This is a genomic window from Pseudomonas sp. SP16.1 (assembly GCF_052682975.1).
This window is the reverse complement of sequence record NZ_JBQYFZ010000001.1, coordinates 1,239,419-1,254,256: the sequence shown is the minus strand read 5'-3', so window position 1 is coordinate 1,254,256 and position 14,838 is coordinate 1,239,419. Positions and strand designations below refer to the sequence as shown.

Annotated in this window: 14 protein-coding genes and 2 pseudogenes; 4 read left to right on the top strand and 12 right to left on the bottom strand. The window is 67.3% G+C overall.

Annotated features, from left to right (window positions below; translation table 11 throughout):
* Nucleotides 1-201 precede the first annotated feature (201 nt).
* Both ACUTAF_RS06140 and ACUTAF_RS06135 read left to right on the top strand, forming a co-directional pair.
* Nucleotides 202-1,434 carry an ABC transporter substrate-binding protein gene (locus ACUTAF_RS06140; protein ID WP_445579145.1) on the top strand — a complete coding sequence of 411 codons (1,233 nt, stop codon included), beginning with the start codon at nucleotides 202-204 and terminating at the stop codon, nucleotides 1,432-1,434.
* A 357-nt stretch (nucleotides 1,435-1,791) separates the two neighbouring features.
* Nucleotides 1,792-2,169: a hypothetical protein gene (locus ACUTAF_RS06135; protein WP_445579144.1), complete on the top strand. Its 378-nt coding sequence runs from the start codon at nucleotides 1,792-1,794 to the stop codon at nucleotides 2,167-2,169.
* Between the two features lie 138 nt (nucleotides 2,170-2,307).
* On the opposite strand, the gene ACUTAF_RS06130 is transcribed toward ACUTAF_RS06135, so the two are convergent.
* The 5 genes from ACUTAF_RS06130 to ACUTAF_RS06110 form a co-directional block, all read right to left on the bottom strand.
* Nucleotides 2,308-3,687, bottom strand: a complete 1,380-nt coding sequence (locus ACUTAF_RS06130; protein WP_445579143.1) for an aspartate aminotransferase family protein — start codon at nucleotides 3,685-3,687, stop codon at nucleotides 2,308-2,310.
* 23 nt (nucleotides 3,688-3,710) lie between these two features.
* On the bottom strand, nucleotides 3,711-5,057 hold the full coding sequence (locus ACUTAF_RS06125) for a glutamine synthetase family protein (RefSeq protein WP_445579142.1): 1,347 nt from the start codon (nucleotides 5,055-5,057) through the stop codon (nucleotides 3,711-3,713).
* 28 nt (nucleotides 5,058-5,085) lie between these two features.
* Nucleotides 5,086-5,643 (bottom strand): XRE family transcriptional regulator, encoded by a 558-nt coding sequence (locus ACUTAF_RS06120; RefSeq protein ID WP_445579141.1) that lies wholly within the window; start codon nucleotides 5,641-5,643, stop codon nucleotides 5,086-5,088.
* The gene (locus ACUTAF_RS06115) at nucleotides 5,643-6,932 is read right to left on the bottom strand and encodes an NAD(P)/FAD-dependent oxidoreductase (protein ID WP_445579140.1); all 1,290 of its coding nucleotides are present in this window, start codon (nucleotides 6,930-6,932) and stop codon (nucleotides 5,643-5,645) included. Before ACUTAF_RS06115 ends, ACUTAF_RS06120 begins: the two co-directional genes overlap by 1 nt.
* A 77-nt stretch (nucleotides 6,933-7,009) precedes the next feature.
* Nucleotides 7,010-7,309: a putative quinol monooxygenase gene (locus ACUTAF_RS06110; RefSeq protein ID WP_445579139.1), complete on the bottom strand. Its 300-nt coding sequence runs from the start codon at nucleotides 7,307-7,309 to the stop codon at nucleotides 7,010-7,012.
* A 361-nt stretch (nucleotides 7,310-7,670) separates the two neighbouring features.
* Here ACUTAF_RS06110 and ACUTAF_RS06105 point away from each other — a divergent pair, with 361 nt between their 5' ends.
* The gene (locus ACUTAF_RS06105) at nucleotides 7,671-8,600 is read left to right on the top strand and encodes an AraC family transcriptional regulator (protein WP_445579138.1); all 930 of its coding nucleotides are present in this window, start codon (nucleotides 7,671-7,673) and stop codon (nucleotides 8,598-8,600) included.
* Nucleotides 8,601-8,718: 118 nt separating this feature from the next.
* Here the strand turns inward: ACUTAF_RS06105 and ACUTAF_RS06100 are convergent.
* The 7 genes and pseudogenes from ACUTAF_RS06100 to dnaX form a co-directional block, all read right to left on the bottom strand.
* Nucleotides 8,719-8,826, bottom strand: a pseudogene (locus ACUTAF_RS06100) (acyl-CoA dehydrogenase family protein); the annotation flags it as partial.
* Between the two features lie 25 nt (nucleotides 8,827-8,851).
* Nucleotides 8,852-8,953 (bottom strand): annotated as a pseudogene (locus tag ACUTAF_RS06095) (acyl-CoA dehydrogenase family protein); the annotation flags it as partial.
* 31 nt (nucleotides 8,954-8,984) lie between these two features.
* Nucleotides 8,985-10,133 carry an acyl-CoA dehydrogenase family protein gene (locus tag ACUTAF_RS06090; protein WP_445579137.1) on the bottom strand — a complete coding sequence of 383 codons (1,149 nt, stop codon included), beginning with the start codon at nucleotides 10,131-10,133 and terminating at the stop codon, nucleotides 8,985-8,987.
* A gap of 67 nt (nucleotides 10,134-10,200) precedes the next feature.
* Entirely contained in the window at nucleotides 10,201-10,785 is a 585-nt protein-coding gene (locus tag ACUTAF_RS06085; RefSeq protein ID WP_445579136.1) for an eCIS core domain-containing protein, read from the bottom strand.
* Nucleotides 10,786-10,888: 103 nt separating this feature from the next.
* A complete protein-coding gene (recR, locus tag ACUTAF_RS06080) occupies nucleotides 10,889-11,488 on the bottom strand; it encodes a recombination mediator RecR (protein WP_445579135.1) in 600 nt (199 codons plus the stop codon).
* Between the two features lie 227 nt (nucleotides 11,489-11,715).
* Entirely contained in the window at nucleotides 11,716-12,042 is a 327-nt protein-coding gene (locus ACUTAF_RS06075) for a YbaB/EbfC family nucleoid-associated protein (protein ID WP_445579134.1), read from the bottom strand.
* 24 nt (nucleotides 12,043-12,066) lie between these two features.
* Entirely contained in the window at nucleotides 12,067-14,160 is a 2,094-nt protein-coding gene (gene dnaX, locus ACUTAF_RS06070; RefSeq protein ID WP_445579133.1) for a DNA polymerase III subunit gamma/tau, read from the bottom strand.
* Nucleotides 14,161-14,616: 456 nt separating this feature from the next.
* Here dnaX and ACUTAF_RS06065 point away from each other — a divergent pair, with 456 nt between their 5' ends.
* Entirely contained in the window at nucleotides 14,617-14,838 is a 222-nt protein-coding gene (locus tag ACUTAF_RS06065; protein WP_445579132.1) for a hypothetical protein, read from the top strand.

Sequence of the window (14,838 nt, the reverse complement as noted above, 5' to 3'; positions counted from 1 at the left end):
CTTCGCCGCCACCCGCCCCCCAACAATTGCACCCCCAGCCGATTTTCCTCATTCCTTGGTAGCAATACCTGCCGTTCGGCGCAGGCCTCGACGGCCCCGCGCAGGCCACCGCAAGTAGCAGGCAGACGCCACCAAAAGCCCATGGCGAGCGGCCAGCACGCACCGTAGAAAGGCACCTCCCCACCTGCAAGGAGAATGTCCATGGGACGCGTTCTGATCGCACTGCTACTGACCGGGCTGCTGGGCCAGGCACAGGGCGAAAGCTTGAAGATCGGCCTGAACTATCCGCGCACCGGCAACTACAAGGACGAAGGCCTGGAACTGCGTCGCGGCGCCTTGCTGGCAGTGGAGCAAGTCAACCGCGGCGGCGGCCTGCTCGGCCAGCGCCTGGAACTGCTCAGCGAGAACACCAACTCGCAGGCGCGCCAGGCCGCCGCCAACGTCACTCACTTCGCCCGCCAGGGCGCACGCATGGTGTTCGGCGGCGCCACCAGCGAAGAGGCCATCGCCGCCGGCAAGCGTGCCCGCGAGCTGGGTCTGCTGTATTTCGCCACCCTGGGCTACGCCAACGAAGTCACCGGCCAGGCCGGTCAGCGCTATCTGTTTCGCGAATCGAGCAGCGCCTGGATGAGCGCACGGGTGCTCGGCGAGTACCTGGCCTGGCACCTGCCGCGCCAGCGCTACCACTACATCCTGATCGACGACGCCTGGGGGCGCAGCATCGAACAGGCCCTGCGCCTGGCCACCGGCAGCAGCGACCGCGCGCGCCACGGCCGCAGCGCCCTGCCCAGCGGCCCGCTGCGTCGCGAGCAGTACCGGGCGGCGCTGGACAAGGCCGCGGCCAGCGAGGCGGACATCCTGGTCCTGGCCCTGCTCGGCGAGAACCTGCAGCGCAGCATGCGCCTGGTGCACAGCATGGGCCTGAAGCAGCGCGTGCAGGTGATAGTGCCGAATCTGACCAAGAGCCTGGTGCAGCAGGTCGGCCCGCTGGTGATGGAAGACGTGATCGGCACCGAGACCTGGACCTGGGACGTGCCCAAGCTGGAGAACAGCGGCGAGGGCCTGCGCTTCGTCGAGCGCTACCTGGCGGCGCACCAGGAATACCCGGGCGGCACCGCGGCCTCGGCCTATACCGTGGTGCGCCAGTGGGCCGATGCGGTGCGGCGCAGCGCCAGCACCGACAGCGAGAAGCTGATCGCCGCGCTCGAGGACCATCGCTACCAGCTGCTCAAGGACCCACAGCAGTGGCGCGCCTTCGACCACCAGAACCTGCAGAGCATCTACGCCGTGCGGGTGCGCAAGCGCGAGCAGATCATGCGCGATCCGTTCAAGCAGCACTACTTCGAGATCATCCATCGCATGAGCGGCGAGCAGGCCGCGCCCAGTCATGACGAGTGGATTCAGGAGAGGGGCGAGGTCCTTAGCCTGCAGTGAGAACCTGCCCAAAGCCTGCTGCGCGTCGGCCATCCTGCGTTGTAACGACCAGCGGGAGTAACAGCCGCAGGCTGGCCCGAAGGGCGAGCAACGCGAGTCAAAACAGGCTCGGCAGGCTACTTGCGGCCAACGCACTTCAGTGCGGCCCCGGAGGGGCGAGCGAAGCGAGTTATGCTCATTTGCAGCTCGTAAAGTCGCCCGCGACTCCGATCGTTCCTCGCCTGTTTTTGCGGGGCCGCCATCGGTATTGCCTGGCTCTAGCTCGCGAGACTTTGAACAGGTTCTAGCGACGATTGCGGCGGACTGGGCTTTGCCCGACACTGGCCGCCCTGCCTCGACACTTGACCGGAGATACCCGTGCGCCAGGACGTACTGACCCACCCCGATGCCCAGGATTGCAGCCTGTACCGCCCGGACGAGCGCGACCCGGATGCCGAGGAGCTGGACCTGGGCGACGGCAAGGTCCTCTTCACCGGCGCCTTCGAGCCGCCGCAGGAATGGGACGCGCGCCAGCGCGAGGACTACTTCGACGAGGAAGACCCGCAAAACTTCGTCACCGCCCGTATCGAATGCCTGGCCGAGCCGGGCAGCAAGGGGTTCTTCAATGCCGAAAGCGGCGATTACCTGGCTGTCCAGCCACGCCCGGGCGAGGTGCTGATGTATTACGTCTACGACCACCGGGACGACGAAGGCGGCCGTCACTACGTGCTGATCCGCGATGACGAAGAGCTTTGATTGAGGGTGCACCACGAGCAACCAGCGCGCAGGTTGCCTGGTGCATGCAGAGGGGATAGCTGGTGCGCACGGCGCACCCTACGGCGCCCAGATCGCGGCCCGTAGGGTGTCGCACCACAAACGACAGGATGCCCGCCCTTACGCCTGACTACGCAACTGCTCCAAGGTCAGGTCCAGGCACTTGCGTGCTTTCTCCACCAGTTCGTCGATTTCCGCGCGGCTGATCACCAGAGTCGGCGCGATGATCATGGTGTCGCCCACGGCGCGCATGATCAGACCGTTATTAAAGCAGTGTCCGCGACAGACCATGCCCGCGCCCACCTCATTCGGGTAGCGCTTGCGCGTGGCCTTGTCCTGCACCAGCTCGATCGCGCCGAGCATGCCCAGGCCGCGCACCTCGCCCACCAGCGGATGGTCGGCCAGCTCGCGCAGACGACTTTGCAAATAGGGTGCCGTTTCCGTCCGAACCCGCTCGACGATGCCCTCCTCCTTGAGAATGCGCAGGTTCTCCAGGCCCACCGCCGCCGCCACCGGGTGGCCGGAATAGGTGAAGCCGTGGTTGAAGTCGCCGTGCGCCTCGATGACGTCGAACACCTTGTCGCTGACGATCAGCCCGCCCATCGGCACGTAGCCGCTGGTCAGGCCCTTGGCGATGGTCATCAGGTCGGGCTTGAGGTCGTAGTACTGGCTGCCGAACCACTGCCCGGTGCGGCCGAAGCCGCAGATCACCTCGTCGGCGACGAAGAGGATGTCGTGCTTGGCCAGGATCTCTTTGATCCGCGGCCAGTAGGAATCCGGCGGGATGATCACGCCGCCGGCGCCCTGGATCGGCTCGGCGATGAACGCGGCGACCTTGTCCTCGCCCAACTCGAGAATCTTCTGCTCCAGCTGGTCGGCGGCCCAGATGCCGAATTCTTCCGGCGACTTGTCGCCACCCTCGCCGAACCAGTACGGCTGCGGGATATGGGCGATGCCCGGGATCGGCAGGTCGCCCTGCTCGTGCATGAACTTCATCCCGCCGAGGCTGGCGCCGGCCACGGTGGAGCCGTGGTAGCCGTTGTCGCGGCCGATGATGATCTTCTTGCCCGGCTTGCCCTGGCATGCCCAGTAATGGCGCACCAGGCGCAGCATGGTGTCGTTGCCCTCGGAACCCGAACCGGTGAAGAACACATGGTTCATGCCGGCCGGGGCCAGCGCGGCGATGGCCTGGGCCAGCTCCAGCACCGGCGGGTGGGCGGTCTGGAAGAAGGTGTTGTAGAACGGCAGCTGGCGCATCTGCCGGCTGGCCGCCTCGATCAGCTCCTCGCGGCCATAGCCCACCGCCACGCACCACAGCCCGGCCATGCCATCGAGGATCTTGTTGCCCTCGCTGTCCCACAGGTGCACGCCCTTTGCCTCGGTGATGATCCGCGGGCCCTTCTCGGCCAGCTGCCTGTAGTCGCTGAACGGCGCCAGGTGATGGGCGCGGCTCAGGGCCTGCCACTGGGCGGTCTTGGGGTTGTTTACGGCGTTGTTCATGGCGCCTCCTTCTATCCGTGACATCACAGGTACCAGCGGTATTCGCGCGGGTTGATGTCGTGCATGAAGGCCAGGTGATCCTGGCGTTTGTTCTCGCAATAGACCATGACGAACTCATCGCCGAGGCCGGCATTCACCTGCTCACTGGCGCGCATGCGGCGCACCGCCTCGAGCATGTCCTTGGGAAAATCCACGCCGCTTGCGCGGTCGTCGTTGAGCGGTGCGATTGGCTCGGCCTTGGCATCGAGGCCCTGTTCGATGCTGGTGAGCAGCGCCGCCAGCACCAGATAGGGGTTGGCGTCGGCGCCCGGCAGGCGGAACTCCAGGCGCAGGTTGCGCGCATCCGATTCGGGGATGCGCACGCAGGCGTCGCGGTCCTCGAAACCCCAGCTGGCCTTACTGGCCGAATTGACCATGGCGCCGAAGCGGCGGTAGCTGTTGTGGTTCGGCGCGTAGATCGGCATCAGCTGCGGCAGCAGTTGCAGGCAGCCGGCCACGGCATGGCGCAGCGGACGCTGCTCGTCGCGCGCCAGCAGGTTGTCGCCGGCCTCGTCGTACAGGCTGACGTGCACGTGCATGCCGCTGCCCGGATGCTGCAGATAGGGCTTGGCCATGAAGCTGGCGCGATGACCGTGCTTGAGCGCCACGCCGCGGGTCAGGCGGCAGAACAGCGCCGACCAGTCGGCGGCCTGCAGCGCGTCGGCGTTGTGGCCGAAGTTGATCTCGAACTGCCCCGGGCCCAGCTCGGCGGTGATCACCGTGGCGTCGATGCCCTGCAGGCGCGCGGTCTCGGTGATGTCGTCGAGCACCTCGGCGAAGCGCGAGAGGCGCTCGATATGCATGTTCGGCTGATCGTCGGCATCGCCGCTCAGGTCGTCGCGCGGGAACTGCGGCAGGCCGTCCCTGAGCGCCTTGTCGAACAGGTAGAACTCCAGCTCGAAGGCCACCACCGGGCGGATGCCGCGCGCGGCCAGGCGCTGCACCACGCGCGCCAGCACCTCGCGCGGCTCGAATTCGATGGGCGCCGCGGTGCCGTCGGAGCTGATCAGCATCTGCCCCAGCGGCTGGCGCTCCCAGTTCACCGGTTTCAGCGTGCCGGGGATCAGCCGCCGCGGCGCATCCGGGTCGCCGTCGTGGAAGCAGTAGTCGCCGATCTCGTAGAGCCCGCCCTGGGCGCCGAGCAGCACGCAGTTCTGCGGCAGCTTGAGGGCGCTGCCGGCGGCGACCTTCTCCAGCATCTCGATGGGGTAGCGCTTGCCGTAGAAGTGCCCGGGGATATCCAGGCAGATCAGGTCGACGAAGCGCACCTCGGGGTGGGCCTGGCGGAACTGGCGGACTTCGTCGAGCAACTCGACTCGGGTGGCGTTCATTGTGGTTATTTCCGGTTCACGGGGAGGTTCAGGTATAGATCCACAGCACCCGCGCGGGGCTGTCACCCTGGTTGGCATAGCGCAGGCGCGCATAACTCGGCACCTGGAAAACATCACCGGCGTGCAGGGTGGCGCTCTCTTCGTCCTCGCCCAGCCACAGCGTCAGCTGGCCTTCGAGCACATAGCCTGCCTGCTCCGAACGGTCGCTCATCTGCCGCTCGCCGCTGCTGGCGCCAGGCTCTAGCAGGCTGTCGACCACCATGAAGGCGCCCTGCAGGGTCGGCGAAGCCATGATGTCGGTGATGCCTCCGGCCAGGTACAGGGTGCGGCGCTCGTCCGGGCGGGTCACCCAGCTCAGCGCCTTGGGTTTGGGCAGGTTGTAGAAATAGGTGGTGGGCACATCGAGCGCCTCGCTGATGGCGGTCAGATCCGCCACCGTCGGCCGCGACAGGCCGCGTTCGACCTGGGACAGGAAGCCCACCGAACGGCCGATGCGCTCGGCCAGCTCGCCCAGGGTGATCTTCTTGTGCTTGCGCAGGTCGTGGATGAGGATGGCCAGCGCGGCCATTTCTTCGTGCTTGTCCATCAGAAATAGTCTCGCAGTCGATACCAGGCCTTGCCGATGGCCTCCAGCGGCGCGGCCAGGCGTTCGCCGAAGGGAAAATCCGGATTGCGCAGCTGCTGGTACAGCGCCAGCTCGTCGCGATTGCCGAGGATCGCCTCGCTCACCGCGCGCGCCGCCGCCAGGGTCGGCAGCACGCCGTGGCCGGAGTAGCCCTGCAACCAGTAGCGCCCGTCCTCGCCGCCGACATCCGGGGTGCGCGCGCGGGTCACGTCGATATGCCCGCCCCAGGCGAAGTCGATGGCCACCCCGGCCAGCTGCGGGAACACCCGCTCGAGGAACGGCCGGGTCGCCGCCGCCATGTCCTGCGGCAGGCCGCCCAGGTAGGTGCAGCCACCGCCGAACAACAGCCGGTGGTCCGGGGTGCGGCGGAAATAGTCGAGGACGAACTGGTTGTCGGTGACGCAGGCGTTGCGCGGCAGCAGCGCCTCGGCGCGCTCGGCGCCGAGTGGCGCGGTGGCCACCTGATAGGTGCCCACCGGCAGGATGCGCCGGGCCAGGCGCGGCTCCAGGCTGTCGACATAGCTGTTGCAGGCCAGCACCAGCTGCTCTGCCTGCACGCTGCCCTGTTCGGTCCGCACCCGGTAGCCGCCGGCGTGCGCATGCTGGCTCACCGCGCGGCTCTGCTCGAAGACCTGCCCGCCGGCGCGGATGAAGGCGGCGGCCAGCCCCTGGGCCAGCTTGAGCGGGTTGAGGTGGCCGGCCTCGGGGTCGTAGAGCCCGGCCTGATAGCGCTCGCTGGCGACCCATGCCGGCATCTGCTCGCGGGAGACGAACTGCAGCGTGCGGTGGCCCCACTTGTGCGCGGCCTCCTGCTGCCATTCGTGCAGCAGCGCCACCCGGCGCGGCAGCACCGCGGTCCACAGGTGACCGGGGCGGTAGTCGCAGTCGAAGCCGTGGCGCTGCGGCAGCTGGCGCAGCTCCTGCGCGGCCCAGGCCATGCCGTCCCACAGGCGGCGGGCACGTTCGAGGCCGAGGGCCTTCTCCAGTGGCGGCATATCGCAGGACCAGCCGAGAATCGCCTGGCCGCCGTTGCGGCCCGAGGCGGCCCAGGCCACCCGGCTGGCTTCCAGCAGGATCACCCGCTTGCCCGCCTCGGCCAGGCGCAGCGCCGTGTGCAGGCCGCTGAAACCGCCGCCGACCACCGCCACGTCACAACGCAGCTCGCCCCGCAGCGGCGGGTAGCTGTTCAGGCGATCCGCGCAACTGTGGGCGTAGTAACTGTCGACGTGCTGGTTGGCGTGACGAAACATGGGCGACTCATGAAATTATTTATGTTTAATTTCATGAAAATCTAACCAATAAAATTCACACACGCAAGCGCGAGCGATCAGGCCACCCGCTGCAGGAGCTCCTGGCCACAGTCCAGCGAGGCCAGCAGCCCGTGGCTCAGCGCCTCGGCCAGCACCCGGCGCAGCGGCTCGCCATCGAGAAAGGCATCGCGCGCGGCACCCGAACGCCAGCGACTCTCGAGTCGCCAGGCGGCGGGATCGCCCGGCACCGCGCGTAGGCGCAACGCCAGGCAGCCATCGAGCGCGGCGGCGTCCCGCTCCAGTTGCGCCAGGCAACGGACCAGGCACGCCGCCTGCCCGCGGCTGGCGCGCAGGCTGATGCAGTGAAGGACGTCCATGACCACCTCCTTGGAATGCGCGCCGGTTTCGGCTCCGGCCTGCAATGTCTCGAACAGGAATCACCGGCCCACCGGTCTCGAACGACACCGGCGAACCGCGATGACTGCAAAGATTAGGGCTGGCCCGCGAGGGGCGTTAGTTCATTACTGGTCGATTCTTGCCTAAAGCTGCGGATCTTTTGGCCTCAACGGGAGTCGAGCAAAACGCCGCGAGAGGCTTCCGGCGATGCATGGAGGTTCAAAGGACGGGGGTTTTGCCTATTGCTGGCGAATACTTGCCTGATCCTGCAACGCCTGTTTCACCGCGCAGACTTGCCTGAAAAAACGGGCTAGGCTGCAAGCCGTTATCTGGAGAACCCCCATGACCGCATCCCTCGACGCCCGCCTGGCCGAACGCCAGGCGGAACTGGCCAGCCTGATCCAGCGCTTCACCAGCGGCGAGGGCCTGCAGCCCACGGCCATCGCCGAGCTCGACCTGGCCCGCCTGAGCGAGCCCAGCCCGCCGATGCAGACGCTGTACAAGCCCAGCCTGTGCATCATCGCCCAGGGTCGCAAGACCATTCACCTGGCCGGCGAGCAGTACGTCTACGACCCGCTGAACTACCTGGTGGCCTCGGTCACCCTGCCGGTCGCCGGGCAAGTGATGGAGGCGACGCCGCAACAGCCCTATCTCAGCCTGCGCCTGGACATAGACCCGGCACTGATCACCAGCCTGATCGCCGATATCGGCCCGGTCGGCGTGCCCAGCCCGGGGCCGAAGCGCGCGCTCTACCTGGACCGCCTGGAGCTGCCGCTGCTCGATGCGGTGATCCGCCTGCTGCAGCTGCTGGAAACCCCGCGCGACATCGCCATGCTGGCGCCGCTGGCGATGCGCGAGATCTTCTATCGCCTGCTGCACAGCCCGCAGGGCCAACGCCTGCACGAGATCGCCGTGGTCGACAGCCAGGGCCAGCGCATCGTCCGCGCCATCGAATGGCTGAACGCACGCTACGACCAACCGCTACGCATCGAGGAACTGGCCCGCGCGGTCAACCTCAGCCCGTCCACCCTGCACCACAGGTTCAAGGCGGTGACCGCACTCAGCCCGCTGCAGTACCAGAAGCAGCTGCGCCTGCAGGAGGCGCGCCGCTTGATGCTCTGCGAAGGGCTGGAGGCCGCGGCGGCGGGCTACCGGGTCGGCTACGAGAGCCCGTCGCAGTTCAGCCGTGAGTACAGCCGCCTGTTCGGCGCCCCGCCGCTGCGCGATATCGCCAGGATGCGACCGCCGGCTCAGGGCCAGGTGGCCTCCTGATAGTCGGAGCCGCAAGGCGACTAGGTAGGAGCCCCGTCCCGGGGCGAAGCGTTGCGGTTCTGCATTGCCAGTTCGACCGCTTTCGCCGCGAGGCGCCACTCCTACAGGGCTGCGAACCCTACAGCCCCAGCTGCTTGGCGATGATCTCGTTCATGATCTCTCGCGAGCCGCCGCCGATGGAAAGGATGCGGTTGTCGCGGTACAGCCGCTCGACCAGCGACTCGCGCCATTGAGGCCCAGATGCCGCACCTCTACAGCCCCAGCTGCTTGGCGATGATCTCGTTCATGATTTCCCGCGAGCCGCCGCCGATGGAGAGGATGCGGTTGTCGCGGTACAGCCGCTCGACCAGCGACTCGCGCCATTGAGGCCCAGATGCCGCACCTCTACAGCCCCAGCTGCTTGGCGATGATCTCGTTCATGATCTCTCGCGAGCCGCCGCCGATGGAGAGGATGCGGTTGTCGCGGTACAGCCGCTCGACCAGCGACTCGCGCATATAACCCATGCCGCCAAGCATCTGCACTGCGTCGTAGGTGAGGCGGTCGGCGACGTCGGTGGCGAAGTTCTTGGCCATGGAGATCTCCCTGATCACGCTCTTTCCGGCGGCCATCTTGGCGGCCTGGCGATAGGTGAACTCGCGCGAGACCTCGAGCTGGGTGGCCATCTCCGCCAAGCGGTGCTTGAGCACCTGGAACTTGCCGATCGGCTTGCCGAAGGCCTCGCGCTCGCGCGCCCAGGCCATGGCCTCCTCCAGCGCCAGCTGCGCGGTCATATTGGCCATGATCGCCAGGCTCAGGCGCTCGCTCTGGAAGTTGGCCATGATGCAGGCGAAGCCGGCGTTCTCCGCGCCGATCAGGTTGTCCGCCGGCACCCGGCAGTCGTCGAAGAACAGCTCGGCGGTGTCCGAGGCCCACCAGCCCATCTTCTTCAGCTGACGGCCGACGGAAAACCCTGGCGTGCCCTTCTCGATCAGCAGCAGGCTGATGCCGCCGAAGCCCTCACCGCCGGTGCGCACCGCCACCGTGTAGTAGTCCGCGCGCACGCCACTGGTGATGAAGGTCTTGCTGCCGCTCACGCGGTAGCTGTCGCCATCGCGCACCGCGCGGGTCTTGAGGTTGGCCACGTCGGAGCCGCCGGAGGGTTCGGTCACCGCCAGCGCCATGATTTTCTCGCCGCTCAATACCTGCGGCACCACCCGCTCGCGCAACGCCGGCCGGCCCCACTTGAGCACTGGCGGCAGGCCGATATCCAGCGAGCCGAGCCCCGCTACCAGGCCGCCGGAGCCGCAGCGCATCAGCTCCTCGCTGGCCGCCACCTTGGCGAAGATGTCGCCTTCGTGGCTGCCGCCGTAGCGTTCAGGATAGCCGATGCCGAGGATGCCGGCGGCGCCGGCCTTGAGGTACAGCTCGCGGGGAAATTCCTCGGCCTCCTCCCAGTCCGCCACCTGGGGCAGGATCTCGCGCGCGACGAAGCGGCGCACGGAATCGCGGATCAACTGGTGGGACGGCTCGAAGTAATCCTGGAGGGCGGTCATGCGGGTGGCTCCCGTTTTGTTTTCGACCACCCTAACCGAGCGCTTGCTTGGTTTTCAAGCGAGCGTTTCATTCCTGCTCGCGCAGCGCCCTTCTCACCCGCGCCTGCATCTCGTAGGCAGGCGCCTCCACGGCCTGGAAATCGCGGGTGTAGCGCCGCGCGAACCCGGCCGTGCCCCAGTCGCGGTACTGCTGCACGTGCCACAGCTCGTGGGCCCAGAGCGCGACGTCCCGCTCGGCGTCCTCGCGATGACGGAACACCACCACATCGACCAGGGTAACGGCCTGCACATCGGGGTTCTGCAGCATGGCGCTGGCAGCATCCAGCTGGTCGGTCATGCCCGCGCGAAAACGCACCTCGTCCAGCAACTCGGCATCGTAGTAAGGGGCCAGCTGCGCGCGGATCATCAGCGGCATCGGCTCCGTGCCGGCCCCAAGGGCCACCTGCCGCGATTGCAGCAGCCAGGCCTCCAATCGCGACGCGGCCAGATCCAGAGCATCCTCGCGCACCCGCACCGGATCGGGCATGCACAGGCAGGAGCCGCCCAGGCAGACCTGCACCTGCCCGCTCGGACACTGGGCGAGCGCGGCGGCAGGCAGGCCGAGCAGCAGCGAGAGCAAGGCGCGGCGAAAGTAAGGGGCGATCTGGGGCATTCGATATCCGCAAGGCAAGGCGCCATGGTGACAGCGCACTCGGGGCAGATACCGGGAAAGACTCCGGCCGCGGGCGATCGGCCTGGCGCCGGGGCCTTCGGGATCAGAGGCTGATCGGTCGCCGCCCGGCCAGCGCATGGGCCAGGGTACCGCCGTCGACCAGTTCCAGTTCGCCGCCCAGCGGCATGCCATGGGCGATGCGCGAGGCGACCAGGCCCTTGCCGGCGAGGAGCTGCGCGATGTAGTGGGCCGTGGCCTCGCCTTCCACCGTGGGGTTGGTGGCCAGGATCACCTCGCTGAAGCTGCCGGCGGCGATGCGCTCGAGCAGTTCGGGGATGCCGATGGCCTCCGGCCCCAGGCCATCCAGCGGCGACAGATGGCCCTTGAGCACGAAGTAGCGGCCGCGATAGCCGGTGTGCTCCACCGCATGCACGTCCATCGGCCCCTCCACCACGCACAGCAGGCTGTCGTCGCGGCGCTCGTCGAGGCACAGCTGGCAGAGCTCGTCCTCGCTCAGGCTGCGGCAGCGCTTGCAGTGTCCGACCCCCTCCATCGCCGCACTCAGCGCCTGCGCCAGACGCAGGCCACCACTGCGGTCGCGCTCGAGCAGCTGCAGGGCCATGCGCTGGGCGGTTTTCTGTCCCACCCCGGGGAGGATGCGCAGGGAGTCGATCAGTTGGCGGATCAGGGGGCTGAAGCTCATGGCGTTCCTACAGGGTCGTAGCCCGGATGCAATCCGGGAAAGATGTCATGGGGCATTCCCGGATTGCATCCGGGCTACGCGCTTTAGCCGTTCAGTCACCGCCGCAAGAGTGGCGATCAGGCGGCGCGCAGGGCAAGGCGCCGACGGACGAGGAACCGCAGTGTGCTCTAGCACATGAGGATTCCGAGTCCGCAGCCAGGTGCATCGACTGGACGGCACGAAGCCAATCAGAAAGGCATCTTGAAGCCGGGGGGCAGTTGCATCCCGGCGGTCATGCCGGCCATCTTCTCCTGGCTGTTCTGCTCGACCTTGCGCACCGCATCGTTGACCGCGGCGGCGATCAGGTCTTCGAGCACTTCCTTGTCTTCCTGCATCAGGCTGTCGTCCAGGCTGATGCGCTTGACGTCGTGGCGACCGGTCATCACCACGCTGACCAGGCCGGCGCCGGACTGACCGGTAACCTCGGCGTTGGCCAGCTCTTCCTGCATCTTCTGCATCTTTTCCTGCATCTGCTGGGCCTGCTTCATCAGGCCGGCCATGCCACCTTTCATCATGTCGCTATCCTCGGTATTCGGGGGTTAACTGGGGGTATCGATAGGTTCGATGCTGTCCTCGCGCACCCGGGCAGCGAACTGCTGGATCATCTGCTGCACCAGCGGATCGGCCTGGATCGAAGCCTCGGCGCTGCGCTGGCGCTCGGCGCGACGACGCGCGGCGGCCTGCGCCGGGGTTTCCTGCTCGGGCTTGCACAGTTCGATGCGCAACTTGATGCTGCGCCCCTGCTGCTGGTTCAGCGCGTCGTTGAGGCGGCGCTGCTGGGTCGGGTTGAACAGTACGCTATGCGCCGGGTCCAGGTGCAGCAGCCAGTCGTCGCCGTTGGCCTCGATCAGGGTGCAGTTGGCAGCGATGCTGCCGGTCATGCCACCCAGACCAAGCTGCGGGAACAGACTCAGCCACTCGGCCGCCAGACCGGTGGCAGGCGCCACCGCCGGCAGGGGCTCGACGACCGTCGGCGTCTCAGCCTCGGCCTGGCCGAAGTCGTAATCCAGCGTCTCGGCGCCCATTTCCACGTAGTCGTAGTCGCCGGGTGGCGGCTCGTCTTCGTCGCCATCGGCAACCGGCGCCGCCGGAAGCGACTCCTGCGGGGCAGAGGGGACCGCGGCCGGCGCGACAGCAGGCGCCTGCACCGGCTCGGCGACCACGGCATTCGCTGGCGGCGCGGTTTCGCTTGCCGGCTGAGGCGACTCCGCCACGGCAGGCGCCTCCCACGGCAGGTCGACCACCGCAGCGGCAGCTACTGGCTCCGGCTCTGGCTCTGGCGCAAGGCTGGCGACTGGCGCAGGCGGCGTACTCTCGCTCTGCGGCAGCTCGACCATGGCGGGTGCCGGGGGCTCGGCCTGCGGCGCGGGAGGCGCGGCCACGGGAGGCGGCTCGACGGGCGCTGCCGCAGCTGCGGCCGGCGACGAAGCCGGAACGACGGCAGCCGGCGCCGCCATGGCGGGGCCGGCCACTGGAGCTTGTCGGGAATCAGCAGTGGCCTGGCTGATCCCCAAGGGCTTTAGCGTCACCCTCGGCGCATCGTCGGCATCGGCCGGACGGAACGCCAGCATGCGCAGCAGCACCATCTCGAAGCCGCCGCGCGAATCCGGCGCCAGCGGCAGGTCGCGGCGGCCGATCAGGCCCATCTGGTAATAGAACTGCACGTCCTCGGCCGGCAGCGCCTGCGCCAGCTGCAGCACCCGTTCGCGGTCGCCCTGGCCGTTGTCCACCGCATCCGGCAGCGCCTGGGCGATGGCCACGCGGTGCAGCACGTTGAGCATCTCGGCCAGCACGCCATTCCAGTCTGGCCCCTGCTCGGCCAGGTGACGCACCGCCTCGATCACGCCCCGCGCATCGCCCTCGATCAGCGCATGCAGCACGCCGTAGACCTGGCCGTGATCCAGGGTGCCGAGCATGGCGCGCACGTCGGCGGCCAGCACCTTGCCCTCGCCGAAGGCGATCGCCTGGTCGGTCAGGCTCATGGCATCGCGCATCGAGCCGTCGGCGGCGCGGCCGAGCAGCCACAGCGCGTCGTCCTCGAACGGCACGTTCTCGGCGGTCAATACGTGGGAAAGATGCTCGACCACCCGCTCCGGCGGCATGTTCTTCAGGGAGAACTGCAGGCAGCGTGACAACACGGTGACCGGCAGCTTCTGCGGGTCGGTGGTGGCGAGCAGGAACTTCACATGGGGCGGCGGCTCCTCCAGGGTCTTCAACAGGGCGTTGAAGGAGCTGGTGGAGAGCATGTGCACTTCGTCGATCAGGTAGACCTTGAAGCGCCCGCGGCTCGGCGAGTACTGCACGTTGTCGAGCAGCTCGCGGGTGTCCTCGACCTTGGTGCGGCTGGCGGCGTCCACTTCGATCAGGTCGACGAAGCGCCCCTCGTCGATCTCCCGGCACACCGAACAGGTGCCGCAGGGCGTCGAGCTGATGCCGGTCTCGCAGTTCAGGCACTTGGCGATGATCCGCGCGATAGTGGTCTTGCCCACCCCGCGGGTGCCGGTGAACAGGTAGGCGTGGTGTAGGCGCTGGCTGTCCAGGGCGTTGATCAGGGCCTTGAGCACATGGGTCTGGCCGACCATTTCGCGGAACGAGCGCGGACGCCATTTACGTGCAAGAACCTGATAACTCATGGAAAACCGTCATATGAGGAAAGCAAATGTGGGCTAATCCTAGCGGAGCGACCGGCAAATTGCATCCGCCGCCGGCATGCCTGGCGAGGCACGCGCAGCGATCTGCGAAATAGCGCTGGTCATTTCCTGAACAAGGCCTTATGCTGCGCGCCGTTAGTACCACGCTGCAAGTCATTCGGGCCTCGCGCCCTCTCGCTGGTTTCCCGGTTCAACGCGTAGCACGCCCGTGCTGCCGCCCTCCCCGATCCCACCTGCTGACTGATCAGGCCGACTCGCCACCCGGCGCAGTGCTTCGCCTGCCTCCGACGTACCGACCCGTTGAAGAACCGTAACATCGGAACTTTATCGTGCTAGCCAAGCTCCGATCAGGTACATGCCATAGGCCCTGTCAGGCCGACCTCATGGAGCAACTTTCCGCGCACTGATGCGCACATGTCTCTAGGAAATACCCAAACAATGAATACTCAACATCAGATCCAAGAAGCCATCGGCACCCTGCGCCGCGCCTTCGCCCCCTTCGATTGCCGCATCCAGGCCGCCCGCAAGGGCAGCTTCAGCTTCACCCTGGTCAACCAGGCCGGCATCGCCCAGTACAGCCAGCGCCTGTACCCCGGCCAGTACAACGGCGAATCCCTGCAGCAGGTGATCGAGCGCACCCGGCAATCGCTAACCGCTTGA

Excerpts from the sequence above, each read along its gene's own strand:
- ACUTAF_RS06140 (WP_445579145.1), top strand. The coding sequence starts at position 202 with ATGGGACGCGTTCTGATCGCACTGCTACTGACCGGGCTGCTGGGCCAG.
- ACUTAF_RS06130 (WP_445579143.1), bottom strand. The coding sequence starts at position 3,687 with ATGAACAACGCCGTAAACAACCCCAAGACCGCCCAGTGGCAGGCCCTG.
- ACUTAF_RS06125 (WP_445579142.1), bottom strand. The coding sequence starts at position 5,057 with ATGAACGCCACCCGAGTCGAGTTGCTCGACGAAGTCCGCCAGTTCCGC.
- ACUTAF_RS06120 (WP_445579141.1), bottom strand. The coding sequence starts at position 5,643 with ATGGACAAGCACGAAGAAATGGCCGCGCTGGCCATCCTCATCCACGAC.
- ACUTAF_RS06115 (WP_445579140.1), bottom strand. The coding sequence starts at position 6,932 with ATGTTTCGTCACGCCAACCAGCACGTCGACAGTTACTACGCCCACAGT.
- ACUTAF_RS06110 (WP_445579139.1), bottom strand. The coding sequence starts at position 7,309 with ATGGACGTCCTTCACTGCATCAGCCTGCGCGCCAGCCGCGGGCAGGCG.
- ACUTAF_RS06105 (WP_445579138.1), top strand. The coding sequence starts at position 7,671 with ATGACCGCATCCCTCGACGCCCGCCTGGCCGAACGCCAGGCGGAACTG.
- ACUTAF_RS06090 (WP_445579137.1), bottom strand. The coding sequence starts at position 10,133 with ATGACCGCCCTCCAGGATTACTTCGAGCCGTCCCACCAGTTGATCCGC.
- ACUTAF_RS06085 (WP_445579136.1), bottom strand. The coding sequence starts at position 10,785 with ATGCCCCAGATCGCCCCTTACTTTCGCCGCGCCTTGCTCTCGCTGCTG.
- recR (WP_445579135.1), bottom strand. The coding sequence starts at position 11,488 with ATGAGCTTCAGCCCCCTGATCCGCCAACTGATCGACTCCCTGCGCATC.
- ACUTAF_RS06075 (WP_445579134.1), bottom strand. The coding sequence starts at position 12,042 with ATGATGAAAGGTGGCATGGCCGGCCTGATGAAGCAGGCCCAGCAGATG.
- dnaX (WP_445579133.1), bottom strand. The coding sequence starts at position 14,160 with ATGAGTTATCAGGTTCTTGCACGTAAATGGCGTCCGCGCTCGTTCCGC.
- ACUTAF_RS06065 (WP_445579132.1), top strand. The coding sequence starts at position 14,617 with ATGAATACTCAACATCAGATCCAAGAAGCCATCGGCACCCTGCGCCGC.